Genomic DNA, 23,552 nt, shown 5'->3' on the forward strand with positions numbered 1-23,552 from the left:
TTTCCTGCAGGGTTCTTGCATCCGCACCGCCGAGTAGTAAGCTTGCTGAGCATTACCGTAAGCTTGCTGATTAGCGGACGATGGAAGCAGGAACAATGGGCGCAGTATTCGGCGTTGCCTGGTCACTGATGCTCACTGCCGGCGGAGCAGCCGTTGCCGCGTCAGCCCCCCACAGCGGCGCGGCACCCGGCGGACAGTACCTGGCCGGCCACGTGCTGCTGGGCGTCGGCATCGGGCAGTTGGCAGCGGTCCTGTTACGCGCAGCTCTCCAGCACATCCTGGGGCGGCTACGCGCCCGTGCTGCCAGCCCGCGCGCCCCGCAAGCTGTTACAGGGGCCCATGCCGCCGCAGCCGATACCGCGGCAGCCCCTCTTCCGGCGCGGGTTTCCACCCTGCCGGTCCGCCCGGCTGCGTCCCTGGCCCCACTCCGGGGCCGGCATGCTGCCTGAGCTCCTGCCCGGCGGTAACGCCGCGGCCGCGAGGCCGGCAACACCATTGCCCGCAGCCGCGTCACGGCCAAAGCCACGGCCCCGCCGCCTGCCACGTTCCACACTGCTCCGCAGCGGTATCGCAGTCCTGATCGCTGCGGCCCTTACGGCCGCCTCCGCGGCTGTCTACCAGGGGCAACAGGCCGGCGACACCGATCAGGCCACCCTGCGGGGCTTCCAGATCCGGGTCCTGAGCATCAGCCAGGCGGCGGCGGAAAACCGGCTGGAAAGTGCATTGTCTGCCCTGCAGGGGCTGGAGGATGACCTGGACCGTGCCGCCCGCGATGGCCGGATCACCGCCCCGCGGCTGCGCGGCATCGAAAGTGCCCTGGGCGCGGTGCGGGCCGACATCACCGGGCAACTGGAGTCCCGGGCTGCGGTGGCCGGCACCGCCGCTGCCGCTGGAACGGCACCCACAGCAGACGCCGCCCTGTCCGCGGACGGCACACCAACATCCGGTTCCGCGGACACCGGGGCCGTGACAGAAGCACCCGATCCTGCAGCGCCGGCCCCCGCGCCGGCCGTGCAGCAGCAACCCGGTCCTCCGCCCGGTGTCACAGCACCACGGGGCAAAGCCAAGGGCCACAACAAACCCTGACCGGTGCCCCTGGACCATTCGGCGGGGCGTCGGGAGACTGTGCCGGGGGCAGAATGGACAGGTGAGTTTGCCTTCCGGCCCGTCCGCCATCCGTGACATCCAGCCCTTTGACCTCGGCGCCATCGGCGCTGACCTGGCCTTCGCGCGGTCCCTCCCTGATCTCCGGAGGGCGCTCGACGCCGGCGGCCCGTCCGCGGCCGCGGTGGTCCAGGCTCCTCCCGGAACCGGTAAAACGACCTTGCTGCCGCCGCTGCTGGCCAACCTGGCCGGCGGAGCGGGCCGCATTGTGGTGACCCAGCCGCGCCGCGTCGCAGCACGCGCCGCCGCACGGCGGCTGGCCGGCCTGGACGCCGGCCCGCTGGGCGGCAGGGTGGGCTACACGGTCCGCGGCGAGCGCCGAGCCGGCCCGGAAACCCTCGTTGAGTTCGTAACCCCCGGCATCCTGCTGCGCCGCCTGCTGGCCGATCCCGGGCTGACAGGGGTTGCCGGCGTCGTGCTGGACGAAGTCCATGAACGGGGACTGGAAACGGACCTGCTGGTGGGAATGCTCGCCGAGGTGCGCCAACTCCGCGGCGACCTGCAGGTGGTGGCCATGTCCGCCACCGTGGAAGCTGCCCGGTTCGCGGCCCTGCTGGGGGACCCCGACGGCGGCCTGCCCGCTCCCGTGGTGGACTCGCCGTCCGTCCTCCACGCCCTGGAGGTCCGCTGGCATCCGGCCCCGGCGCCCAGGCTGGATGACCGGGGCGTGACACGCGCCTTCCTCGACCACGTCGCCGCCACCGCAGCAGACGCGCAGGAGCAAGCCCTGCGCACGGACCCGTCGTCCGATGCCCTGGTCTTCCTTCCCGGCGCCCGCGAAGTGGCCCACGTGGCGGCAGGACTGCGGCACAGGCTGGCCGCCGCCGTGGACGTTCTCGAACTCCACGGCCAGGCCGGCGCCGCCGAACAGGACCGGGCGGTTTCGGGCCGCCTGCCGGGCGGCAAGCCAAGGATCATCGTGTCCACGGACCTGGCCGAATCGTCGCTGACGGTACCCGGGGTTCGCCTGGTGATCGACTCCGGCCTGGCCAGGGAACCGCGGCGCGACGCTGCCCGCGGCATGGCCGGCCTGGTGACCGTGTCCTGTGCACGCGCCTCGGCGGAACAGCGGGCGGGCCGTGCCGCCCGCCAGGGGCCCGGCACGGTGGTCCACTGCTACAGCCAGCAGGCGTTCGGTGCGGCTCCCGCGCATGCCATCCCGGAGATCAGGGTGGCGGACCTGGCAGGCGCGGCCCTGACACTGGCCTGCTGGGGTTCCCCCGGAGGGCAGGGCCTGGCGTTGCCGGACGCGCCGCCGCGGCAAGCCATGGACGACGCCATGGAAGTGTTGCGCGAGCTCGGCGCCGTCACCCAGGACGGTCATGCCACCGCCACCGGCCGGGTGCTCGCGGAGATCCCGGCAGATCCCCGGCTGGCCCGCGCCCTCCTCGACGGTGCGGCGGAGGTGGGTGCGCAGGCGGCCGCCGAGGTGGTGGCAGCCCTTGCCGGAGACCAGCGGGCGCCCGACGCCGACCTGCCGCGGCTGCTCGGCAGGTTGCGTACGGAGGCGGGGCCGGCCCAGCGGCGGTGGCAGGAGGAAACCCGTCGCCTGGAAGGACTCGTCCGCCGGTACGGGCGCACCCCGGCTGGGCACACCGGCCACGCCCTCGGGGAGGCTCCCGGCACCGTCGTCGCACTGGCCTACCCGGACAGGGTTGCGCGCCTGGTGCCCGGCGACGGCCCTGCCCGCTACCTGCTGAGCTCCGGGACCCGGGCGGGGCTGCCGGCGGGCAGTTCACTGGGCGGCCATGAGTGGCTCGCGGTCGCCGAGGTTTCGCGCGCCGAGGGCCGGGACGCCGCCGGAACCGGCGCGGTCATCCGGTCGGCGGCGCCGCTCACGGCAGCGCAGGCTGAGTCCGCCGCCGGCCATCTCCTGGGCGAGGCCGTAGAGGCAGAGTTCCGGCAGGGGCGGGTCACGGCACGGAAGGTCCGGCGCCTGGGCGCCATCGTGCTGGCGGAGACCCCTGTCCGGCCTACGCCGGAGGCGGGCCGTGCAGCGGTCAGCGCGGCCCTGCGCCGCGATGGCCTCGCCCTGCTGGACTGGTCGACGGCGGCACGGGACCTTCGCGGGCGGCTTGCCCTTCTGCACCGCGAACTGGGCGGTCCGTGGCCCGACGTCTCGGATGGGGCGCTCCTGCAGCGCCTCGACGAGTGGCTCGGACCGGAACTCCAGGCACTCGCGGAAGGCGCCGCCGTCGCACGCATTGACCTGGCCGGCCCGCTGCGGAACCTGCTGCCCTGGCCGGAGGCGGCGCGGTTCGATGAACTGGCGCCCGAATGGCTTGGGGTCCCCAGCGGTTCCAGGATCCGGGTGGCCTATCCGGTTCCCGGGGAGGAAACCACCCGGCCTGTGGTGGCCGTGAAACTGCAGGAATGCTTCGGCCTGGCCGAGTCGCCGCGGCTGGCCGGCGGCCGGGTTCCGGTCCTGTTCCACCTGCTGTCCCCGGCACGCCGGCCGCTGGCCGTCACCGACGACCTCACCTCGTTCTGGTCCGGGCCGTATGCGCAGGTCCGGGCCGAGATGCGTGGCAGGTATCCCCGGCATCCGTGGCCCGAGGACCCCTGGGCGGCCCCGGCCACAGCACGGACCAACCGGCGGAACTGAAGCGCGCCCGCGCCGCACGGCTGCGCGGGCGGCTGCGTGAGAACAACGATACACAGCCGAAACGTCCAGTCGACGTGCTGAAACATCACTTCCCTAGGCTCGTTCCTACGCGGACAGCGTGGTCCGCACCACCTACGGAAGGAAGCACCATGTTTCTCTTGACCAGCCTCAACCTCCTGCTGGATGGCCGCCGCAACGAAGCCGGCGGGTCCCGCAATACAGAGTCCGGCACGTTCCCCGCGGGCAGGCTGACCTCTGCAGCGTGGGCGGGCTGGTGGCACGAGGACGCCGCCTAGCCAGCACCGGACTCCCGGGCCGTCAGCTGCCGGAACTGATGAATTCCGCCACCGGCGCCGCCAAGGATGCACCAACCTGGTCAGCAGGCCGTTTGGCGCCGGCCACGGCAAATGAATGGTCACCGCCGTCCACCCACTCCAGGACCGCCGTGGGACCGATCCTGGCGACTACCCCCTCCAACAGGTGTGCGGTGGCAAAGGTGTCCCGGCTGCCCTGCAGGAACAGCATGGGTGTGGCCAGCCCGTACAGGTGTTCGTCGCGGAGCTTCTCCGGTTTGCCCGGCGGGTGCAGCGGGTAGCCCAGGTAGATGAGGCCGGCCGCCGGCATCCCCTCGGCCACGGCCATTGACGCCATCCGGCCGCCAAACGATTTGCCGCAGGCCCACACGGGACCCGTGTCACCGTGGACCGTTGCCTGCTCCGCTGCGGTGTCCATAACGGCCCGCCACGTGGCGATGGCCAGCGGAGGGCGGTCCGGAAACTTGCGACCCGCTTCACAGTAGGGGAAGTTGAACCGGAGCGTGGCCAGCCCCAGTTCGTTCAGGGCATCGGTGAACCCGCGCAGGAACGGGTGCTCCATCCCGGCACCGGCACCATGCGCCACCACCACAGTAGGCACGGGGCCCGCCGGGTTGCCAGGGCGGGCGTAAAGGGCGGAGACGGCGGTATCGCCCACCGGGATGGACAGGTGCTGATCGGTTGCGGGCATGGATCCATCATGCCGGACAGGGCAGGGCAAATGTGCTGCCGTGCGGACAGCGGGGTGTACGTTGTCCCCATGGCGAGCGAACAGACCACCATCACCGTCCCGGGCCCCCATGGCGAGCGCGAGATGCGCATTTCCAGCCCCAGCAGGGTCCTGTTCCCGGACCTGGGCCTGACCAAGCTGGATCTCGCCCGGTATATCTGCGAAGTAGGGGAGGCATTCATCGCAGCGAACGGGGACCGTCCGGTGTCCCTGCAGCGGTACTCCGACAACATCGACGGCGAGATGTTCTTCTCGAAGAACCCGCCCCGCGGCACCCCGGATTTCGTCCGGTCCGTCAAGGTGGTCTACCCGAGCGCGCGTTCCCATCCCCAGCTGGTGCTGGACGAGCCGGCAGCCGCAGTCTGGGCCGTGCAGATGAACACTGTGGTGTTCCACCCGTGGCCGTCCCGGGCGGAGAACACGGACAACCCGGACCAGCTCCGGATCGACCTTGACCCGCAACCCGGTACGGATTTCGACGACGCCATACCGGCGGCCCAGGTGCTGCGGGATGTCCTGGCCGAGGCCGGACTCGAGTCGTTCATTAAGACCTCAGGCAACCGCGGCCTGCATGTTTATGCTCCGATTGAACCGGTCCGCGAATTCCTGGACGTCCGGCACGCCGTTATTGCCGCAGCCCGCGAGGTGGAACGGCGGATGCCGGACAAGGTGACCACGGCGTGGTGGAAGGAGGAACGCGGTGAGCGGATCTTCCTGGACTTCAACCAGGCCAACCGCGACCGGACCATCGCGGGCGCCTACAGCCCCCGGGCCCTGCCGCACGCCCCGGTCTCCTGTCCCATCACGTGGGACGAACTGGAAACCACTGATCCCCGGAAGTTCACCGTACTCACCGTCCCCGACCGGCTGAAGACCGTTGGCGACCCCTGGGCAGGGTTCGGGGAAAAGCCCGGCAGCATCGGCACGCTGCTCGAGTGGTGGGACAGGGATATTAGGGACGGGCTCGGCGAGATGCCGTTCCCGCCGGACTATCCAAAGATGCCCGGCGAACCGCCGAGGGTGCAGCCGAGCCGCGCAAAGAAGCAGGACTGAGCCGCACCCCTCGAACGTGAACGACTGACACGGACACGCCTGCCGCCGTCGTAATTACGACGGCGGCCGGCGGCTAAGTGCCCAGCGATGGCGGTCTTGCTCCGGCAACTACTCGAAGCGGGACGGGTCGCCCATGCCGTGGCGGACCACCTCGGCCACCCCGCTGGAGAAGTCCACCACCGTGGTGGGTTCGGCTCCGCAGTCACCGGCGTCGATCACCGCGTCCACCTGGTGGTCCAGCCGTTCCTTGATCTCCCAGCCCACCGTGAGCGGCTCGTCCTCGTCCGGCAGCAGCAGCGTGCTGGAGAGCAGCGGTTCACCCAGCTCGGCAAGGAGGGCCTGCACTACCCGGTTGTCCGGGATCCGCACGCCCACGGTCTTCTTCTTCGGGTGCAGCAGCCGCTTGGGAACCTCCTTGGTGGCGGGGAGGATGAACGTATAGCTGCCGGGGGTCACGGACTTGATGCTCCGGAACACATCGTTGCCGATGTTCACGAACTGGCCCAGCTGGGCGAAGTCGCGGCACACCAGGGTGAAGTGGTGCTTGTCATCCAGGTGGCGGATGGTCCGGATCCGGTCCAGCGCCTCCTTGTTGCCCATCTGTGCCCCCAGCGCATAGCAGGAGTCTGTGGGGTAGGCGATCAGCCCGCCGTCGCGGACGATGCTGACGGCCTGCGCAATGGCGCGGGGCTGGGGATCGTGCGGATGAACATCGAAGAATCTGGCCATCACCTGAGCCTACTTTCCTCCGGTCCGTAAGGCACCACTTTCACCCGGTCAGCCGACGTGGACCCACGGGCGTTGGGTCACATCCGGTTCAGCCTCGCGCAGGATTTCACGCGTCACCGGGGCAATCTCGCCCTCGCCGAGCACCAGGAACCGCAGGAGGTTGGACACCGGGTTGCCTTCGGTCCAGCGGAAGTAGATGTGCGGCATCAGGCCCGTGACATCCCGGATATGGAGGAGTACCGAGGCGATGGTGTTGGGCACCACCGGGCCGTGGACTTCCAGCACGGGGTAGCCGTGGCGGAGGACGCCCCGTACTTCGAGGGCCGTTTCGAAGTCCGAGGAGTCGTCCACCATCACTTCCAGGAACAGGGGCGTGGCATTGTCCGGGAAGTGGCTCGCCTCAGTGGCGGAGGCCAGCTTCCGGCGGTACGCCTCGGCGGACTGGCGCAGTGGCTCGTGGGCGATGATCCCGATGGGACCGGCTACCGCGGAGGTGACGAACTCGAGCGCCTCGGTGTCCAGCCGGACATGGGTGGCGTGCAGCTCGAAGGACCGGAGCACCCTGGACAGCAGGGAGATGGCCACGATCGCCAGGATGAAGAACCCGGCAATCCGGATGCCCTCGGGCCGCTCGAAGATGTTGGCCACCGTGGTGTAGAGGAACAGCAGCGCAATGATGGCGAATCCGATGCTCCTGCGCCGTTGCCGCAGCCGGCGCGCGGACAACGTCACCGCGACTGCGGCGGAGGTCATCAGCACCAGGACGCCGGTGGCGTAGGCGCCGCCCTGGGCATCGACGTCGGCCTCGAACAGCACCGTGATGAGGACACCCGTCAGCGTGAAGACCAGCACCAGGGGACGGACCGCTTTGGCCCACTCCGGCGCCATCCCGTAGCGGGGCAGGTACCGCGGCACAAGGTTCAGGAGCCCCGCCATCGCGGAGGCCCCGGCAAACCACAGGATGGCGATGGTGCTGACGTCGTACACCGTGCCGAACTCCGGGCCAAGGTAGGTGTGGGCCAGGAACGCCAGGGCACGTCCGTTCGCTTCGCCGCCGGGCTGGAACTGCTGCTCCGGTATCAGGACCACCGTGGCGAAACTGCTGGTGATCAGGAACGTGCTCATGATCAGGGCGGCAGTGGTCAGCATGCGGCGGGTACCGCGGATCCGCCCCGCAGGGTTGGCCTCGGTGTCACCGGCGCCGCCCCGGATCTGCGGCATGACGGCCACGCCCGTCTCAAACCCGGACAGCCCCAGGGCCAGGCGCGGGAACACCAGCAGCGCCACGGCCACCGCCATGAGGGGGTTTCCATGGCTGGTGGTGAGGGCATCCCACCATCCGCTGACCGCCACCGGGTGGGTGGCCGCCTCGGCGAGCGCCCGGGCAACCACCACCACGTTCAGCGCCAGGTACACGGCCACCAGGACCACCGCGATGCCGATGGCCTCCTTGAAGCCCCGCAAAAACACTGCCGCAAGGAGGCCCAACAGCACCAGGGTGATGGCGACGTTCTGGCCGTGCATCCAGCCCGGGGCGAAGGGGTTCTCGATCAGGTGGGCGGTGGCGTCGGCGGCAGACAGGGTCATGGTGATCATGAAGTCCGTTGCCGCGAAGCCGAGCAGGACCAGGACCAGCAGCTTGCCGCCCCAGCGTGGCAGGAGGCGTTCAAGCATGGCGATGGACCCTTCGCCGCGCGGGCTCTCCGCCGCCACCCGGCGGTATACGGGAAGCGCACCGAACAGGGTAACCGCCACCAGCACCAGGGTGGCGAGCGGGGAGATGGCGCCGGCGGCCAGGGCAGCGATCGCGGGCTGGTAGCCCAGGGTGGAGAAGTAGTCCACGCCCGTCAGGCACATCACCTGCCACCAGTGGTGCTTCCGGTGCCCGCTGGTTGCCACACCTCCCGGGCCCTGGTGCGTGCCCTTGGTGTCCTGAAGCCCAAACAGCAGCCAGTTCTTCATCGCCACGCCCCGGGGGAGCGGCGGGGCCGAGGGGTCAGCCGGGGGCCGGCTCATGGTGGTCATCGCCATGCCTTTCGAATCACAGTCCCGGCACGCCGCCGGGCACAGCCGAACGTAGCACCGGGCACAGCCCGGGGAACCGGCAAACGGGCGATCTTGATGCATCCTTAACGCCGTTGTGAGCGGACCCACACCACGTGGGCCCACAGCGCGTCCACCAGCCGTAACGGTGGAAGAATGTGCCTCATGGCAACCGAACGGATCGTCGCCGGCCTCAAGGGCAGGGACGACGACGAACTCCTGGTCAAGCGCGCCGCGCGCCTTGCCGGGCGCGGCGGCGGGAAGTTGCTGGCGGTACATGTGAGGACCCCGTCAGGGACCCGCGGCGACTCGCCGCGCGCCCTCGAAGACCTGCGCCGGACAGTGGCCGGCGTGGGCGGCGAATACCACGCGCTCGCCGGAACGGACGTCGCTCAGTCCCTGCTGGACTACGCACGGTCGGTGCAGGCAACGCACATCCTGGTGGGACAGTCCCGGCGGCGGCGGATTGCGGGACTGTTCCGCGGCAGCGTTGAATCCCGGGTGGTGCGCGACGCAGGCGACATCGACGTGCAGGTGGTGCCCCGTGACCCGGCCGTCCACCCGTTGCGGCGTGTGCGGACCGAACTCGGCCGGGGCAGGACCCTGGCGGGATTCGCGCTCGCGGCCATCCTTCCCGCGGCCCTGCAGCTGCTCCTTGCGGTGGTGGAGCACAGCGTGGCTACGGCAGTGCTGGTGCAGCTGGCCGGAGCGGTGGCCGTCGCCCTGGTGGGCGGGCTCTGGCCGGCGGTGGCCGGTGCACTGTGGAGCAGCCTGCTGGTCAACTACTTTTCCACTCCGCCCGTGGGGGACCTCGCCATCCACGACCCCCAGGACGTCCTGGCACTGGGCGTTTTCGTGGGGGTATCCGTTGCCGTGGCCGGCGTGGTGGACGGATCGGCCCGCCGCTCCAAAGAAGCGGCTCTCGCCCGGGCCGAAGCAGCCACCCTGGCTGACCTGGCCCTGGGAGCCTCCCGCTCCGAGGACTCGCTGCAGGCGCTGCTCTCGGAATCCCTCAGCGTTTTCGGGGTCGCCGGCGCGGCCGTGGTCACGGCCGGACCTCCGCGGCACGGCTGGGAGCTTGTGGCGGGAGCAGGGGACATCGCGGGCTGGGAAGGGGGACCGGAGGGCGCGGCGGCGCGGACTGCCGAAGAGCTGGACGGCGGTACGTGGCTGGTGCTGTTCGGGCGGGAGATTCCCCGTGCGGAGCGCAGGCTGGTGGACGCTTTCGGGGTTCATGTCAGGGCACGGCTGGAGCGGCGGCAGCTGGAAGCAAGCAGGCTGGAGATTTCCCGCCTTGCGGAGGGGAACGCCATGCGGACCGCCATCCTCCGGGCAGTGTCCCATGATCTCCGGACGCCGCTGGCGGGGATCAAGCTGGCTGCCGGGGGCCTGCTCCAGGACGGCGTTGGCTACGGTCCGGACGAACGGCGGGAACTGCTGGAAACCATTGATGAATGCACCGACCGGCTGGATGGGCTGGTGGGCAACCTCCTGGACATGTCCAGGATTACGGCCCAGTCCGTTGAACCCCTGCTGGAACCCGTCCGGTGGCGGGACGCCGTGGACCATGCCCTCCGGACGTGCCCTCCCGGCGCCGTCACGGTGGCGCTTCCGGCCAACATGCCGGCTGTGGAAGCGGACCCCGGGCTGCTGGAGCGCGCCATCGCCAACATCGTGGAGAACGCGCTCAAGTACGCCCCCGGGGCAGGCATCACCGTGTCCGGGACGCCCGTTCAGCTGGGCGGCGCCGCCCCGGGCGGCCACCCAGCCGGCGAGCTGCGCGTCGTTGACCACGGCCCGGGTGTTCCGGCCCGCAAGGTGGTGGAGATGTTCCAGCCATTCCAACGGCTGGGGGATGCGGACCAAGGGACCGGGATCGGGCTGGGACTGGCCGTGGCACAGGGGTTCGTGCAGGCAATGCGCGGAAGCCTCGACGCTGAAGAGACACCGGGTGGCGGGCTGACGATGGTGATCCGCCTGCCACTGTCCGCCGGGCCACCCGTCACAGGATCTTCAGATGACGGCCGTGCACTCACGGGCCCTGGTGCCGGAGGCACGGCGGGAGGGGCGCAGGAATGACCCAGGAGAACCACGATACGACGGCGGCCGGCGCGGCTGCGGCCCACGCCAGGGTGCTGGTGGTGGACGATGATCCCCATCTCCTGAAGGCGCTGCGGATCACCCTCGCCGCCCACGGCTACGCCGTGGACGCCGCTTCCGACGGGGCCTCGGCGCTTGTTGCAGCCTCGCGGCACGCACCGGACCTGCTGATCCTGGACCTGGGACTGCCGGACATGGACGGCGTCGATGTGCTGCGCGACCTGCGGCGGTGGAGCACCCTGCCTGTCCTGGTGCTGTCGGCGCGGCATGGCTCGGCGGACAAGGTGGGCGCCCTGGACGCCGGCGCAGATGACTACATCACCAAGCCCTTCGGGCTGGACGAACTCCTGGCACGGCTGCGGGCCCTGCAGCGCCGTGTCCCTGCCCCGGAAGCGGCACCCGTGGTGGCGTCCGCCGCGTTCAGCGTGGATCTGGCAGCCCGCCGGGTGGACCGCGGCGGCAGTGCGGTTCGGCTGACGCCCACAGAGTGGAAGATCCTCGAAATCCTGGTCCTGAACCCTAACCGGCTCATCACGCAGCAGCAGCTGCTGGCACGGGTGTGGGGTCCCGGCTATGTCAAGGAAGCCAACTACCTGCGCGTCTACATGGCGCAGCTGCGCCGGAAGCTGGAGGCCGACGCCGGCAAGCCGCGGCACCTGCTCACGGAACCCGGCATCGGGTACCGGTTCGTGCCCTGACCACCCGCCCGGGTCGGCCGCCCACAACCCCTACCCCCGGAAGCGGCCATGGGGCAGGATGTTGTCTGGTCCATGACCACGACACCACGCGAAGGAGATCCAGTATGCCGACCATCCTCAACCCGTACATCAGCTTCCGGGACAACGCCCGCGAGGCCCTGAACTTCTACCAGTCAGTCTTTGGCGGCGACCTGCGGGTCAGCACCTTCGGTGAATACCAGATGGCCGAGGACCCGGCGGAAGCGGACAAGATCATGCACGGCATGCTGACCACGCCCAGCGGCCTGGTGCTCATGGGCTCGGACACCCCCAGCCACATGGAATTCAGCGAGGGCTCCGCCATCTCCATTTCCCTCAGCGGCGAGGATGAAACGGAACTGCGCGGCTACTACGACAAGCTCAGCAGCGACGGCGGCTCCGTCACCGTTCCGATGGAGAAATCCCCGTGGGGTGACGTCTTCGGCATGTGCACGGACCGGTTCGGCGTGGCGTGGCTGGTCAACGCCAACGCGGGGGAGCGTTCCGCAGACGCCCCCTGATCCGGCGGCCAAACCAACGAAGGGCACCCCCGCGGATCACCGCAGGGGTGCCCTTCCCGGTTCCTGGCCGGACCTACACGGACGCCACGAAGTACGCGTTGAAGGGATCCTCCGCCAGGTCCAGCACCCGGACCTCATTGAACCCGGCGCCGCGCAGCATGGCTTCAGCCTGCTGGACTCCCCACACCGTGCCCAGGCCGTCGCCGTCCTGGGCCAGCGAAACGGACATGCAGTGCGTGGTGGAGATGGCGTAAAGGAAGGCCGCCCACGGGAGATCCACGTTCTCTTCCAGGTTGCTGGAGGCCTTGATGTCCACCATCAGGAAGGTGCCGCCGGGCTTGAGTGCCCGCCGGATGTTCCGCAGCACCGCCGCCGGGTGGGCCTGGTCGTGGACGGCGTCGAACACGGTGATGAGGTCCAGCTCTTCCCGGAGCTCCAGCGCCGCAGCATCGGCGAGCTCAAACCGGACGTTGGCGAGTCCCAGTTGCTGCGCTTCGGTCCTGCCGGCGTCGATGGCCTCCTCGAAGAAGTCGTAGCCCGTGAAGCTGCTGGCGGGAAAGGCCTGCGCCATCAGGTTGATGGCGTGGCCGGCGCCGCAGCCGATGTCGGCTACGGTAATCCCGGCCTGCAGGTCCGACACCCTGCCGGACAGCGGAAGGATCACATCCACCAGTGAGAAGTCGTGCACTGAAGCGCTGTCCGCGGCCTGGATCGCGACGAAACCCGGGTATTCGGCGTAGTGCAGCCCGCCGCCGGTGCGGAACTTCCCGGCGACCTTTCCCGCCACCTCGCCCATGAGCGTGACAAACGTCAGGGTCCTGGCGAGGTTGTCCACGCCGGTCCCGGTCATGGACGGCACGTAGGCAGGATCCAGTGCGTAGGTTTTCGTGGCTGGCCCGTAGTGGACGATGCCGGTGGTGACCATGCCGCCCAGCCACTCGCGGACGTAGCGTTCATTGAGCCCGGAAGCGTCCGCAATCTGCGTGCTCGTGGCGGGTGGAAGGGCGGCGAGCACATCAAAGAGCCCTGTCTGGTGGCCGATGCTGATCAGAACGGCGGCAGATCCGTCGTTCAGGATTCCCATCAGCCGCGCGGCGGCCGCGTCAGTGCTTTCGGCCGATGCTTCGGCAGCCGTTTCTGCCTGGTAAGTGGTCATCGTCGTGTCCTTTGTCCCATCCCCGGCCCGGCCGTCGGCCCGGCGGGGCTGTCCGGTCTTTCCGGATGCCTCAAACCTAGGACCGGGGATGAGGTGCCCGCGTCGGGCGGATGATGCATCCTGGCCACGCCGGTGTGGTGCGGATGCTGCAGACGGCACCATGGGGGGAGCACGACGGCGGCACGCGCCCGGTGCGCCACCCGCGGAAGGTTCGTCCCGGCGTCGTGCGTCATGCCACGTGGTGCTCGCGTGCCCAGCCGGCGGCGGCCGTCCGCGACGTCACGCCGATCTTGGCGAAGATGTTGGCAAGGTGCCGTCCTACGGTTTTTTCGCTGAGGACCAGTGCGGCGGCAACCTCCCGGTTGCTGGCACCGCGGCTGACCAGGGCCAGTACTTCGGTTTCGCGTGCGGTGAGCCCTCCCGGCAGCGGTCCGTCCAACCGCCGGACATCCGGCTGCGCACCGAGCCCGCGGTAGATCGCCAGGGCTGTGGCGCGGTCCGCTGCAGCGGCGCCCTGCTGCCCCAGGGCCTGCCGGCAGGCGGCCAGGAGTTCATGCACGGCGGCAATGCTGTACCGCGCATGCTGGAGGCGGTAGATCCTGATGGCGGCCTCCAACGGGTCCAGCGCAGCGGCGTGCCGGCCTGCGGCCAGCAGCACAATTGCGCGGGCATGCGCCGCCCGGGCAAGGAAGCCAGGCGAGGCGAAGCGGGCTGCGCTCTGTTCCAGTTCGGCGCAATAGGCTTCGGCGAGCGCCCGCTGCCCGGCAGCCAACGCCGCTTCCGTGGCCGGCAGCAGGAGCCGGGCCCTGTCCAGCGCGGTGCCCTCGCCCAGCGAGCGGCCCAGGCGTTCAAGGGCTTCGGTGTTCCGGCCGGATGCCAGCAGCAGCAGTGCCTCGCCCGGCTGCGGATCCACCCCGGCCTCCCGCGCGCTGGCGTATGCCGCCCGGGCCCCCGCCCAGTCCCCGCGGAGCCGCAGGATGTCACCCAGTTCGCAGAAACCGGCGCCCGCCATCCATCCGTGCGCTCCGGCCAGAACTTCGCTCAACGGACCGATCTCCCTGAGCACTTCCGCCCAGGAGCCTTCGATGCTGAGCAGCTGAAGCTCGTGGACCCGGGTCACATGGGCGTACACGAACGTGCCGGACATTCCCGCTGTCCACCGCTGCAGGGCATCGGTCCACGACCGCATCCGCGCATAGTCGCCCAGGGCATGGCACAGGTGCGTCACCGTGCAATAGATATCGCCGCTCCATTCGGCCGGTACCTCGCCGGCGAGCACGGGCAGCATCGCTTCATCCAGGCAGCGGAAGCCCGCTTCAACGTCGCCGGCCCGTGCCAGCGCAAGGCCGGACAGAACCCTTGAGAAGCAAGCAAGGGCCGGGTCGCTGCAGGTGCGGGCCATGGCCTCAAGCGTCTCGGCTGCGCCTGCGGCAGGTCCCGGGTCGCCCTCGAAATCCATGGTCATGGTTGCCTCCAGGTATTGGAGATAGCCATAAGCGGGCAGCGCCTCAAGCCCGGAAAGTGTCCGCCGGGCCCGGCTGAGCCATCCGGACGCGAGAGCCAGGTCCCCGCGGGTGCCCCACCGCAGGCTCAGTTCGATGGCCGTCATGGCTGCTCCGGCACGGTCCCCGCTTTCCGTGAGGCGCCGGTACAGCTCCTCAGCATTGGCCAGCGCTGCCGCGATGTCGCCCAGCCACCAGGCGGAGTCCGCCAGGGCTCCCAGGTCGCCGGCAGGCAGGGGCGCGTGCCCTGACGCTTCACGGAGATCCCGTTCGGCCGCGGACCAGTCCCGCCGGGCGAATGCTTCCCGCCCGGACGCCAGCAGTTGGTCCAGTTCCGTCATTGGCCCCTCCGGGATATCGACTCCAGCGTACTGCTGCCGCCGAGGCCCGAACAGGCGGGCTTACTTCCGCGGCAGGCCGACGGCCCTGCTGATGAGCGCGTTGAACATCCGGTCGGTGAGGAGCCTGCGGGCCGCGATGGGGGGCCGGGCACCGAACCCGGCCACGTACCGGATCTTCGGTTTGCCGGCGGTCGCTGCCCACGGCGGGCCGGAGCCTTGAGGCTGCCGGTGCCGCCTGCGAGGATGGTTCAGTGGAGCCCCTCTTTGATTTCCTCTCCGATAAATGGTGGCTGGTCTTTCCGCTGACCGCTTTCGCCGGCCACTATGCCAATTCGTGGCGCAAGGCCAGTGAACGGCGGCATCGGCGCAAGGTGGAACTGCTTACCTTGAAGAACCAGGCCCGGGAGTCCGGGAAGGCTTCGCTGGCCGAGGTGGAGGCGCTGACCGCCACGCATGACGCCACCAACCGGCGCTGGCTCGAATACGAACTCGACGTAGGCAAGCTCATCGACTTTCCACTCATGACTGACGTGCGTGAACCCCTGACCGTTGCTTTCCTTCGGGCCAAGCGCGACGCTGACGGCCAGCGTCCCCACTCGGCCGCAGACTTATCGCCGGCCCAGCTGGACGCCTACCGCACGGCAGTCAACGCCTTTGCCGTTGCCCTGGACGTGGCGGAGCGGGAAGCCCGCCGGATCCGTGACAGCAAATTTTCCGGGCCCGAACGTGAGCGGCTGGCCACTGCCAGGAAGCTGCTGATGATTGCCGAGAACTCGGCCGCCACCCCGGCGGAGCGCCAGGCCGCCTACAAACGGGCGCGGCGGGAACTGGACGGACTGATCGTCCTGCCCGACGTGACCATCGCCGCGCTGGAGAGGCTCGCTGCGCCCGGGCTGGACACCGGCCGCAGTCAGTCGGACCGGCCCGGCTGACCCGCGCGGACGGACACCGTGGCACGCACGCTGTATATCGACGTCGACGGCGTCATCTGCCCTTTCGGGCCGGACGGAACCACCGGGTGGGGTACTGCGTGGCGGCGGGCCGACGCCGGTCTGCTGCCCGTGGCCTATGCCGCTGAGCTGGTCACCGGGCTCAACAGCATCGCCCGCACCGAGGGCGTCCACTGCGTCTGGCTCACCAGCTGGGAGGAACTTGCCCCCCAGTACCTCTGCCAGGCCATCGGCCTCGACGGCCAAGACTGGCCGTATCTCACCGCCGCCGGAGCGGGGACGGGGGAGGGATGGTGGAAACTCCTGGCCATCATGGACCATCTGGAAGCCACCGCGCCTGACGCCGCCGTGTGGATCGACGACCAGCTCGGCTACGAAGCCGAAGCGCAGTCGTGGGTGCGGCTGCTGGGCCGCCGGATGCTTGCCGTTTCCCCTGATCCCCGGCGCGGAATCTCGCCCGCCGAACTGGCGTCCGTCCAAACTTTCCTGGCCGGATCGCTGTTTTGACCTGCTGCCACGGACGCGTACGATCGATAGGGTTTCGCACCGGTTTGGTTAGCAGCACAGGACATTCCCCACGAACATCCGGTGAATTATGCTGTGCAGGGCAGCCGGGGTACGGAAACTGCTGAACACCAACTCTGCAGATTGGGCAACAGGTGGACATCACCTTCATGGTGGCGCTGGTCATTGCACTGGCTCTATTTTTTGACTTCACGAACGGCTTCCACGACACCGCGAACGCCATGGCAACACCCATCGCCACGGGTGCCATCAAGCCGAAGACCGCGGTGACACTGGCCGCCCTCCTCAACCTGGTGGGTGCGTTCCTCTCCACGGAGGTGGCGAAGACGGTTTCCGGCGGCATCATCCGCGAAGGCACCGACGGCGTCCAGATCACTCCGGAGATCATCTTCGCGGGCCTGATGGGCGCCATCCTCTGGAACATGATCACCTGGCTCAAGGGACTGCCGTCCAGCTCCTCGCACGCCCTGTTCGGCGGCCTGATCGGCGCAGCCATCGCGGGCATCGGCTTCGGCTCCGTCAACCTGGAAACCCTCATGCAGAAGGTCATCCTGCCGGCCATCTTCGCACCCCTCATCGCCGGGCTGGTGGCCTATGTGTGCACCCGCCTCGCCTACGCACTGACCTCGCGGCACGATCCTGAGACCGGCAGCAAGCTGACGCAAAAGCGTGGCGGTTTCCGCACCGGGCAGATCTTCACCTCCAGCCTCGTGGCGCTGGCGCACGGCACCAACGACGCCCAGAAGACCATGGGCATCATCACCCTGGTCCTCATCGCGGCCGGCACCCAGGCTCCCGGCACCGGACCCCAGTTCTGGGTCATCGCCGCCTGCGCGTTCGCCATCGCCATCGGCACATACTCCGGCGGCTGGCGCATCATCCGCACCATGGGATCCGGCCTCACCGAGGTCAAGCCCGCCCAGGGCTTCGCCGCCGAGACCAGCACCGCGTCAGCCATCCTGGCTTCATCGCACCTGGGCTTCGCGCTGTCCACCACGCAGGTGGCCTCCGGCTCCGTCATCGGCTCGGGAATGGGCCGCAAGGGCACCACCGTCCGCTGGAACATGGTGGGCAAGATCGCCGTTGGCTGGCTGTTCACCCTTCCGGCCGCCGGCATCGTCGGCGCGCTGACTGCCCTGCTCGTGAACACCGGCGTGGTGGGAGTCCTCATTGCGGCGATCGCCGGGACCGGTGCCGTCCTGTTCATGTTCTTCTACTCACGCAAGTCGGCCGTGGGCCACCACAACGCCGTGGAGGTCGAGGAAGCCGGGCAGGCCGTCCGCTTCGCCAAGAAGAAGGCCATGGCGCGGGCCCGGGCCGAAGCCAAGGCTAAGGCGAAAGCCGACGCCAGTGCCAAGGCAAACACCAAGACGCCGTCCACGCCGCACGCAGCGGCAGAGACACAGGCCCCGGCCGACGCCGACGCAACCAACTCGAAGGAAACGCAGCGATGAAGTGGTTGGAACTCCTGACAGTTGCCGGCGCCACCCTCGTTGCCGCTTCCACGGTGGTGACGCTGTACGCCCTGGGTGTGCGGCTGACGGCCATCGCTGCCGACGCCTCCCAGCCCTCTCCCGGGCTGAAGCGGTCCCTCGCCTACGTCTGCTTTGGCCTCTGCGGTGCCGCGGTCCTTTTCGGGCTCTACCTGATCATTCCGTACTTCTCCAAGTAGCCGCTCAGCCCCCCTCGTGGGGCGCTGGGCATGCCCATCGGCGTTAGCTAGGCTTGGCCCATGCCACGCATACAGTATTTTGTAGCGGCCTCCCTGGACGGTTTCATCGCCACCACAGGGGATGATCTCGGCTGGCTCCTGCAGTTCGACGGCTTCGAAGGCGGCAGCGAAAGCTACGAGTCGTTCATGGCGGACGTTGGGTGCATAGTCATGGGCGGTGAGACTTACGCCTGGCTGATGGAACATGAACCCGGCAAATGGCCGTATCCGTCCACTCCCTGCTACGTCTTCACCCACCACGAACACGCGGCACCGCCGGGCTCCGACATCACGTTCGTGCGGGGCAGCGTCACCGAGTTCGCCGATGACTTCCGCGCGGACGCGGCGGGCCGGAACATCTGGGTGGTTGGTGGCGGCAACCTGGCCGCCCAGTTCGCTGCCGCAGGCCTCCTGGATGAGATCATCCTCTCCGTTATCCCGGTGATCCTGGGCGACGGCAAGCGCCTGTTGCCCATCGAGGGCCCGACGCCGCCTCTTGAGCTGACTGCCTCCCGCACCCTGGGCAGGGGCATCATTGAGTCCCGGTACCTGCTCAACAGCGGCGCCGCCTGAGCGGCACCAGGGCTGCCCTAAGCGCGGTTGTTGTCGCGGAGCATGCTGGTGATCCGGGCGGTGGAGAGCCTGCGGCCCTGCTCGTCGGTCATCACGATTTCATGGGTGGTCAGCGTGCCGCCCAGGTGAATGGCGGTGCAGGTGCCGGTCACCAGGCCCTTCGCGATGGACCGGTGGTGCGTGGCGTTTACCTCGATTCCCACGGCGTGCCGGTTCGGACCGGCGTGCATGGCGGCCGAAAACGAGCCAAGGGTTTCGGCGAGGACCACGTGGGCGCCGCCGTGCAGAATCCCCGCCACCTGCGTGTTCCCTTCCACCGGCATCGTGGCGACTGTCCGTTCCGGGCTCATTTCGAGGAACCGGATCCCCATTTTCACCACCAGCGCGCCGATGCCGAACTGTCCCAGCCAGCCGTGCAGGTGCTCAGGGACGCCGGCGCCTGTCAGCTCGGCCGCAAAGGGGCTGGGCGTGAAATTGTCTATCATGCCAACTAGGCTGGCACCTGTGAGTGAAACAACCAAACCGGCCCCTCTTCCATCCCCAGTACTTCCGCAGGGCGCCGCCGCCCAGGACGCGGCCCCCTCAGCCGGTGAGTCGGTTTCAGCCACTGCCGCCCCTGTCGTTCCGATGACCGGCCAGCCCCGGCTCCTGGTCCTCGACGGACATTCCATGGCATTCCGCGCGTTCTTTGCCCTGCCTGCAGACAAGTTCTCCACGTCCAACGGCCAGCACACCAACGCCATCCACGGCTTCACGTCCATGCTGATCAACCTCATCAAGGAGCAGCAGCCCACCCACATTGCCGTGGCCTTCGACGTCTCCGACGAATCGACCCACCGCAAGGCCGAGTACAGCGAATACAAGGGCGGCAGGAACGAAACGCCGCGGGAGATGAGCGGCCAGATCGACCTCATCGGCCAGGTGATGGAAGCCTGGGGCATCAAGACCATCAAGATGCCCGGCTATGAGGCCGACGACATCCTGGCCACCCTCGCGGCGATGGGCGAGAAGGCCGGCCACGAGGTGCTGCTGGTATCCGGTGACCGCGATGCGTTCCAGCTCATCACCGACAACGTTTTCGTGCTTTACCCGAAGAAGGGCGTGAGCGATATCCCGCGGATGGACGCCGCGGCCATCGAGGCGAAGTACTTCGTCCCGCCGTCCCGCTACTCGGACCTCGCCGCACTGGTGGGCGAGACCGCGGACAACCTCCCCGGTGTGCCCGGCGTCGGTCCCAAGACGGCGGCCAAGTGGATCAACCTCTACGGCGGGCTCGAAGGAGTCCTGGAACACCTCGACTCCATCGGCGGGAAGGTGGGGGACTCGCTTCGCGAAAACGTGGACAACGTCAAGCGGAACCGGCGCCTCAACCAGCTGCACACTGACCTGGAACTGCCGGTCACCCTGGATGACCTGTACGAGCCCCGGCCTGACCAGGCCGCTCTCGAAGACCTCTTCGATGAACTCGAATTCAAGACCATCCGCAGCCGGCTCTTCGCGCTCTACGGCAACGACGACGCCCCCGCCGCCGAGCGCGAAAGCATCGAAGCGCCGGCCTACACCGTTCCAACCACCGCGGACGAACTGGCCTCGTTCCTGGCCGGTGGAGCCGGGCAGCGCTCAGCCCTCGCCGTCGACCTCGTCCCGGGACGCATTGGCGAAGACGCCGCCGGCCTGGCCATCCTGCGTGCGGATGCCGCCGTGTACCTGGACCTCACCGCGCTGGACGCAGACACCGAAAATGCGCTGGCCACCTGGCTCCGCGACCCCGAATCGCCCAAAGTCCTGCACGGGTTCAAGGCCGCGCTGAAGGCACTCACCGCCCGCGGGCTGGAGCTCGAAGGCGTGGTGGACGACACCTCCATCTCGGGCTACCTCATCCAGCCGGACCGGCGCACCTACGAGCTCGCCGAACTGGCCCAGCACCACCTCAACGTCGGGATGCCGGCAGCCACCGCCAAGGCAGGCCAGCTGGAGCTGTCCTTCGACGGCAACGACACCGCCGCGGCCGAGGCACTTGTCCAAGCCGCCGCCGTCGTCTCCGCCCTGAGCCGGTTCTTCGAAACCGAGCTGAAGGAACGCCGGGCCGAGGAGCTCCTGTCCACGCTGGAACTGCCGGTGAGCCGCGTCCTCGCGGACATGGAGCTGGCCGGGATCGGGATCGACCTGGACCGCATGGATGAACAGCTCGCCGACCTCGCCAGGGTGATCGACCAGGCGCAGGAGCAGGCCTTCGCGGCGATCGGGCACGAGGTCAACCTTGGTTCCCCGAAGCAGCTGCAGACGGTCCTGTTCGAGGAACTGCAGCTGCCCAAAACCAAGAAGATCAAATCCGGGTACACCACCGATGCCGCGTCGCTGAAGAACCTCCTGGAAAAAACAGGCCACGAGTTCCTGGTCCAGCTCATGGCCCACCGCGAAGCCGCCAAGCTGCGCCAGATGATCGAGTCCCTCAAGAAGTCGGTAGCCGAAGACGGCCGGATCCACACCACCTATGCCCAGAACGTGGCAGCCACCGGCCGGATCTCGTCCAACAACCCCAACCTGCAGAACATCCCCATCCGCAGCGAGGAAGGCCGGCGCGTCCGCGGCATCTTCGTGGTCAGCGACGGCTACGAGTGCCTGCTGTCCGCGGACTACTCGCAGATCGAAATGCGGATCATGGCCCACCTGTCCGGCGACGCCGGCCTGATCCAGGCGTACAAGGACGGCGAGGACCTGCACCGGTTCGTCGGGTCCAACATCTTCCACGTGCCCACGGACCAGGTCACCAGCGCCATGCGGTCCAAGGTCAAGGCCATGTCCTATGGCCTGGCGTACGGACTGACATCCTTTGGGCTGTCCAAGCAGCTCGAAATTTCCGTGGACGAGGCCCGCACCCTCATGAAGGACTACTTCGACCGGTTCGGCGCCGTCCGCGACTACCTTCGCGGCGTGGTGGACCAGGCACGCGTGGACGGCTACACGTCCACCATCGAGGGCCGCCGCCGCTACCTGCCGGACCTCACCAGCACGGACCGCCAGCTCCGTGAGAACGCCGAACGCATTGCGCTCAACAGCCCCATCCAGGGATCTGCGGCGGACATCATCAAGCGGGCCATGCTCGGAGTGCACGCCGAACTGCAGGCACAGGGACTCAAATCGCGGATGCTGCTGCAGGTCCACGACGAACTCGTCCTCGAGGTGGCGCCGGGCGAACGTGCCGCCGTGGAAGCGCTGGTCACCGAGCAGATGGCCGCCGCCGCGGACCTCAGCGTCCCGCTGGAAGTCCAGATCGGCGTCGGGCCCTCCTGGTACGACGCCGGCCACTAGGCTGCGTGCGCAGGACCGCCTGGGCCCGGGCGTGTCTGCGCTGGTCAGGCGCCGGATGCATTGGTTACGCTCTCCCTTGTGGCTGATTTGAGCGGAAACTATGACATCCGGCGCTTCCCTGCAGTATCCAAGGGGAAGGCCGGGTATGCAGAAGCCGAAACCTGGGCACAGGCCGTAGGTTTCGGGTTCCATGAGTCCACCCGGACCCCCGAGCACCGCGAGCGTTCGCTCGCCACCTACGAAGTGGACGGCCGCATCTTCACCGGTGCTTACCAGACCGGTCCGGTGGCGCCGTCGTCGCTGCCGGCAGAGGTCCCGGTGGCCACGTTCGGAACGTTCCGGAAGACCCTGAACATCGGCTTCGGCCGCATGCTCGAAGCCCAGCTGGTCACGGCCGTGACCGTCCGCACCTCGCACCGCCGGCGCGGGCTGCTGCGCCGCATGATGACCGAGGACCTGCAGGGCGCCAAGGACGACGGCATAGCTGTCGCCGCGCTGACCGCCTCCGAAGGATCCATCTACGGGCGGTTCGGCTACGGCGTGGCCAGCCTTGAGCGCTCCGTCAAGGTGGACACCACCGCGCGGTTCAAGCTGGCGCACCAGGCCACCGGGACCATCGATGTCGCCGACCCCAAGGTGCTGCTGGACGTGGCCCCGGCCGTCTTCAACCGCGTCCACCGCAACACGCCTGGTTCCATCGGCCGGCAGGACTGGTACCGGCAGCTGGCCTCCGGTTCCCTGGGACGCGACGGCAAGGAGGACCCGGCCATCAAGGTGGCGCTCCACTATGCTGCCGACGGCGGCGTGGACGGCTACGTCTCCTACAAGTTCCTCGGCTGGGAAACCGAGCCCTACACGGTTGAAGTGGTGGATCTCGTGGCAGCCACGGACCACGCCTACCTTGAGCTTTGGGAGTACCTTGCGGCCATCGACCTCGTGGAGCGGGTTTCCTGGAACGAGGCGCCGGTGGATGACCCGCTGGCCTGGGCGTTGGTGGACCCGCGCTGCATTGACGCCTCGGACAGCCGCGACATGCTGTGGCTGCGGCTCCTCGACGTGCCCGCGGCGCTGGCCGCCAGGCACTACCAGGCCGACGGCAAGCTGGTCCTCGCCGTCGGGGACAATCTGGGCCTCACCGGCGGAACCTTTGCCCTTAATATCGACGGCGGCCAGGCCGGCGTCGAACGCGTCCCGGACGAAACGGCCGCCGACCTCGAACTGGACGTCTCCGCCTTGTCCTCGATCTACCTGGGCGGTGTGTGCCCGGTGACGCTGAAGGCAGCCGGCAAAATCCGCGAGGCTGCACAGGGGGCCGCGCTCAAAGCCAAGCAGATGTTCGCCGTTGAGCGTGCAACCCACTGCCTCACACACTTTTGACAGTTTCTGCCGTCCGCTTTGCAGCAAGGCGGATCGCCGGGGGCGGGTCGTTAAAGGGGATACGGCGGGCTGCTGCTTTTGACCCGTGTTGCGCGCTGCGACTAGAATAAACGGGCGTGTACCACGTGCA

Annotated in this window: 21 protein-coding genes; 15 read left to right on the forward strand and 6 right to left on the reverse strand. The window is 68.7% G+C overall.

Annotated features, from left to right (window positions below):
- The first annotated feature begins 95 nt into the window (after positions 1-95).
- From ACHL_RS08990 to ACHL_RS24465, 4 genes are all read left to right on the forward strand, one after another.
- On the forward strand, positions 96-449 hold the full coding sequence (locus ACHL_RS08990) for a hypothetical protein (protein ID WP_015936981.1): 354 nt from the start codon (positions 96-98) through the stop codon (positions 447-449).
- Positions 439-1,086, forward strand: coding sequence for a hypothetical protein (locus ACHL_RS08995; protein WP_015936982.1), 648 nt, complete (start codon positions 439-441; stop codon positions 1,084-1,086). Before ACHL_RS08990 ends, ACHL_RS08995 begins: the two co-directional genes overlap by 11 nt.
- Positions 1,087-1,153: 67 nt before the next feature.
- Positions 1,154-3,769, forward strand: coding sequence for an ATP-dependent helicase HrpB (gene hrpB, locus ACHL_RS09000; RefSeq protein ID WP_015936983.1), 2,616 nt, complete (start codon positions 1,154-1,156; stop codon positions 3,767-3,769).
- 149 nt (positions 3,770-3,918) lie between these two features.
- Positions 3,919-4,065, forward strand: coding sequence for a hypothetical protein (locus ACHL_RS24465; protein ID WP_167534772.1), 147 nt, complete (start codon positions 3,919-3,921; stop codon positions 4,063-4,065).
- 22 nt (positions 4,066-4,087) lie between these two features.
- On the opposite strand, the gene ACHL_RS09005 is transcribed toward ACHL_RS24465, so the two are convergent.
- Positions 4,088-4,774 carry an alpha/beta hydrolase family protein gene (locus tag ACHL_RS09005; protein WP_015936984.1) on the reverse strand — a complete coding sequence of 229 codons (687 nt, stop codon included), beginning with the start codon at positions 4,772-4,774 and terminating at the stop codon, positions 4,088-4,090.
- 69 nt (positions 4,775-4,843) lie between these two features.
- Between ACHL_RS09005 and ligD the strand changes: the two genes are divergently transcribed.
- On the forward strand, positions 4,844-5,866 hold the full coding sequence (gene ligD / locus ACHL_RS09010) for a non-homologous end-joining DNA ligase (protein ID WP_015936985.1): 1,023 nt from the start codon (positions 4,844-4,846) through the stop codon (positions 5,864-5,866).
- A gap of 108 nt (positions 5,867-5,974) precedes the next feature.
- Here ligD and ACHL_RS09015 read toward each other — a convergent pair whose 3' ends face one another.
- Positions 5,975-6,595, reverse strand: coding sequence for an L-threonylcarbamoyladenylate synthase (locus ACHL_RS09015; protein ID WP_015936986.1), 621 nt, complete (start codon positions 6,593-6,595; stop codon positions 5,975-5,977).
- 48 nt (positions 6,596-6,643) lie between these two features.
- A complete protein-coding gene (locus ACHL_RS09020) occupies positions 6,644-8,620 on the reverse strand; it encodes an APC family permease (protein WP_015936987.1) in 1,977 nt (658 codons plus the stop codon).
- 183 nt (positions 8,621-8,803) lie between these two features.
- Here ACHL_RS09020 and ACHL_RS09025 point away from each other — a divergent pair, with 183 nt between their 5' ends.
- The 3 genes from ACHL_RS09025 to ACHL_RS09035 all read left to right on the forward strand — a co-directional run bounded on the left by ACHL_RS09025 (position 8,804) and on the right by ACHL_RS09035 (position 11,975).
- Positions 8,804-10,717: a DUF4118 domain-containing protein gene (locus ACHL_RS09025; protein ID WP_244266535.1), complete on the forward strand. Its 1,914-nt coding sequence runs from the start codon at positions 8,804-8,806 to the stop codon at positions 10,715-10,717.
- Positions 10,714-11,436, forward strand: coding sequence for a response regulator (locus ACHL_RS09030; RefSeq protein WP_015936988.1), 723 nt, complete (start codon positions 10,714-10,716; stop codon positions 11,434-11,436). The genes ACHL_RS09025 and ACHL_RS09030 overlap by 4 nt, the downstream gene beginning before the upstream one ends.
- A gap of 104 nt (positions 11,437-11,540) precedes the next feature.
- Positions 11,541-11,975, forward strand: coding sequence for a VOC family protein (locus ACHL_RS09035; RefSeq protein ID WP_015936989.1), 435 nt, complete (start codon positions 11,541-11,543; stop codon positions 11,973-11,975).
- A 73-nt stretch (positions 11,976-12,048) separates the two neighbouring features.
- On the opposite strand, the gene ACHL_RS09040 is transcribed toward ACHL_RS09035, so the two are convergent.
- Together ACHL_RS09040 and ACHL_RS09045 are read right to left on the reverse strand one after the other, a co-directional pair.
- On the reverse strand, positions 12,049-13,131 hold the full coding sequence (locus ACHL_RS09040) for a class I SAM-dependent methyltransferase (protein WP_015936990.1): 1,083 nt from the start codon (positions 13,129-13,131) through the stop codon (positions 12,049-12,051).
- Positions 13,132-13,360: 229 nt separating this feature from the next.
- The gene (locus ACHL_RS09045; protein WP_015936991.1) at positions 13,361-14,974 is read right to left on the reverse strand and encodes a helix-turn-helix transcriptional regulator; all 1,614 of its coding nucleotides are present in this window, start codon (positions 14,972-14,974) and stop codon (positions 13,361-13,363) included.
- A 251-nt stretch (positions 14,975-15,225) separates the two neighbouring features.
- Here ACHL_RS09045 and ACHL_RS09050 point away from each other — a divergent pair, with 251 nt between their 5' ends.
- The 5 genes from ACHL_RS09050 (at position 15,226) to ACHL_RS09070 (ending at position 18,733) form a co-directional block, all read left to right on the forward strand.
- On the forward strand, positions 15,226-15,906 hold the full coding sequence (locus ACHL_RS09050) for a hypothetical protein (protein ID WP_015936992.1): 681 nt from the start codon (positions 15,226-15,228) through the stop codon (positions 15,904-15,906).
- Between the two features lie 18 nt (positions 15,907-15,924).
- Positions 15,925-16,431, forward strand: coding sequence for an HAD domain-containing protein (locus ACHL_RS09055; protein ID WP_015936993.1), 507 nt, complete (start codon positions 15,925-15,927; stop codon positions 16,429-16,431).
- A gap of 152 nt (positions 16,432-16,583) precedes the next feature.
- Complete coding sequence (locus tag ACHL_RS09060) at positions 16,584-17,903, forward strand: inorganic phosphate transporter (protein WP_043793899.1); 1,320 nt, start codon at positions 16,584-16,586, stop codon at positions 17,901-17,903.
- Positions 17,900-18,121, forward strand: coding sequence for a hypothetical protein (locus ACHL_RS09065; RefSeq protein WP_015936995.1), 222 nt, complete (start codon positions 17,900-17,902; stop codon positions 18,119-18,121). Before ACHL_RS09060 ends, ACHL_RS09065 begins: the two co-directional genes overlap by 4 nt.
- 60 nt (positions 18,122-18,181) lie before the next feature.
- The gene (locus ACHL_RS09070) at positions 18,182-18,733 is read left to right on the forward strand and encodes a dihydrofolate reductase family protein (RefSeq protein ID WP_015936996.1); all 552 of its coding nucleotides are present in this window, start codon (positions 18,182-18,184) and stop codon (positions 18,731-18,733) included.
- Positions 18,734-18,750: 17 nt separating this feature from the next.
- Here ACHL_RS09070 and ACHL_RS09075 read toward each other — a convergent pair whose 3' ends face one another.
- On the reverse strand, positions 18,751-19,218 hold the full coding sequence (locus ACHL_RS09075) for a hotdog fold thioesterase (RefSeq protein WP_015936997.1): 468 nt from the start codon (positions 19,216-19,218) through the stop codon (positions 18,751-18,753).
- Between the two features lie 184 nt (positions 19,219-19,402).
- On the opposite strand from ACHL_RS09075, the gene polA reads away from it, so the two are divergent.
- Together polA and ACHL_RS09085 are read left to right on the forward strand one after the other, a co-directional pair.
- Positions 19,403-22,045, forward strand: coding sequence for a DNA polymerase I (gene polA, locus ACHL_RS09080; protein WP_043794606.1), 2,643 nt, complete (start codon positions 19,403-19,405; stop codon positions 22,043-22,045).
- Between the two features lie 87 nt (positions 22,046-22,132).
- Complete coding sequence (locus ACHL_RS09085; protein ID WP_043793903.1) at positions 22,133-23,422, forward strand: GNAT family N-acetyltransferase; 1,290 nt, start codon at positions 22,133-22,135, stop codon at positions 23,420-23,422.
- Positions 23,423-23,552 lie beyond the last annotated feature (130 nt).

Origin of the sequence: Pseudarthrobacter chlorophenolicus A6, from assembly GCF_000022025.1 — a bacterium.
In the GTDB taxonomy this organism is placed as follows: domain Bacteria; phylum Actinomycetota; class Actinomycetes; order Actinomycetales; family Micrococcaceae; genus Arthrobacter; species Arthrobacter chlorophenolicus.

Excerpts from the sequence above, each read along its gene's own strand:
- ACHL_RS08990 (WP_015936981.1), top strand. The coding sequence starts at position 96 with ATGGGCGCAGTATTCGGCGTTGCCTGGTCACTGATGCTCACTGCCGGC.
- ACHL_RS08995 (WP_015936982.1), top strand. The coding sequence starts at position 439 with ATGCTGCCTGAGCTCCTGCCCGGCGGTAACGCCGCGGCCGCGAGGCCG.
- ACHL_RS24465 (WP_167534772.1), top strand. The coding sequence starts at position 3,919 with ATGTTTCTCTTGACCAGCCTCAACCTCCTGCTGGATGGCCGCCGCAAC.
- ACHL_RS09005 (WP_015936984.1), bottom strand. The coding sequence starts at position 4,774 with ATGCCCGCAACCGATCAGCACCTGTCCATCCCGGTGGGCGATACCGCC.
- ligD (WP_015936985.1), top strand. The coding sequence starts at position 4,844 with ATGGCGAGCGAACAGACCACCATCACCGTCCCGGGCCCCCATGGCGAG.
- ACHL_RS09015 (WP_015936986.1), bottom strand. The coding sequence starts at position 6,595 with ATGGCCAGATTCTTCGATGTTCATCCGCACGATCCCCAGCCCCGCGCC.
- ACHL_RS09020 (WP_015936987.1), bottom strand. The coding sequence starts at position 8,620 with ATGACCACCATGAGCCGGCCCCCGGCTGACCCCTCGGCCCCGCCGCTC.
- ACHL_RS09025 (WP_244266535.1), top strand. The coding sequence starts at position 8,804 with ATGGCAACCGAACGGATCGTCGCCGGCCTCAAGGGCAGGGACGACGAC.
- ACHL_RS09030 (WP_015936988.1), top strand. The coding sequence starts at position 10,714 with ATGACCCAGGAGAACCACGATACGACGGCGGCCGGCGCGGCTGCGGCC.
- ACHL_RS09035 (WP_015936989.1), top strand. The coding sequence starts at position 11,541 with ATGCCGACCATCCTCAACCCGTACATCAGCTTCCGGGACAACGCCCGC.
- ACHL_RS09040 (WP_015936990.1), bottom strand. The coding sequence starts at position 13,131 with ATGACCACTTACCAGGCAGAAACGGCTGCCGAAGCATCGGCCGAAAGC.
- ACHL_RS09045 (WP_015936991.1), bottom strand. The coding sequence starts at position 14,974 with ATGACGGAACTGGACCAACTGCTGGCGTCCGGGCGGGAAGCATTCGCC.
- ACHL_RS09065 (WP_015936995.1), top strand. The coding sequence starts at position 17,900 with ATGAAGTGGTTGGAACTCCTGACAGTTGCCGGCGCCACCCTCGTTGCC.
- ACHL_RS09070 (WP_015936996.1), top strand. The coding sequence starts at position 18,182 with ATGCCACGCATACAGTATTTTGTAGCGGCCTCCCTGGACGGTTTCATC.
- ACHL_RS09075 (WP_015936997.1), bottom strand. The coding sequence starts at position 19,218 with ATGATAGACAATTTCACGCCCAGCCCCTTTGCGGCCGAGCTGACAGGC.
- polA (WP_043794606.1), top strand. The coding sequence starts at position 19,403 with ATGGCATTCCGCGCGTTCTTTGCCCTGCCTGCAGACAAGTTCTCCACG.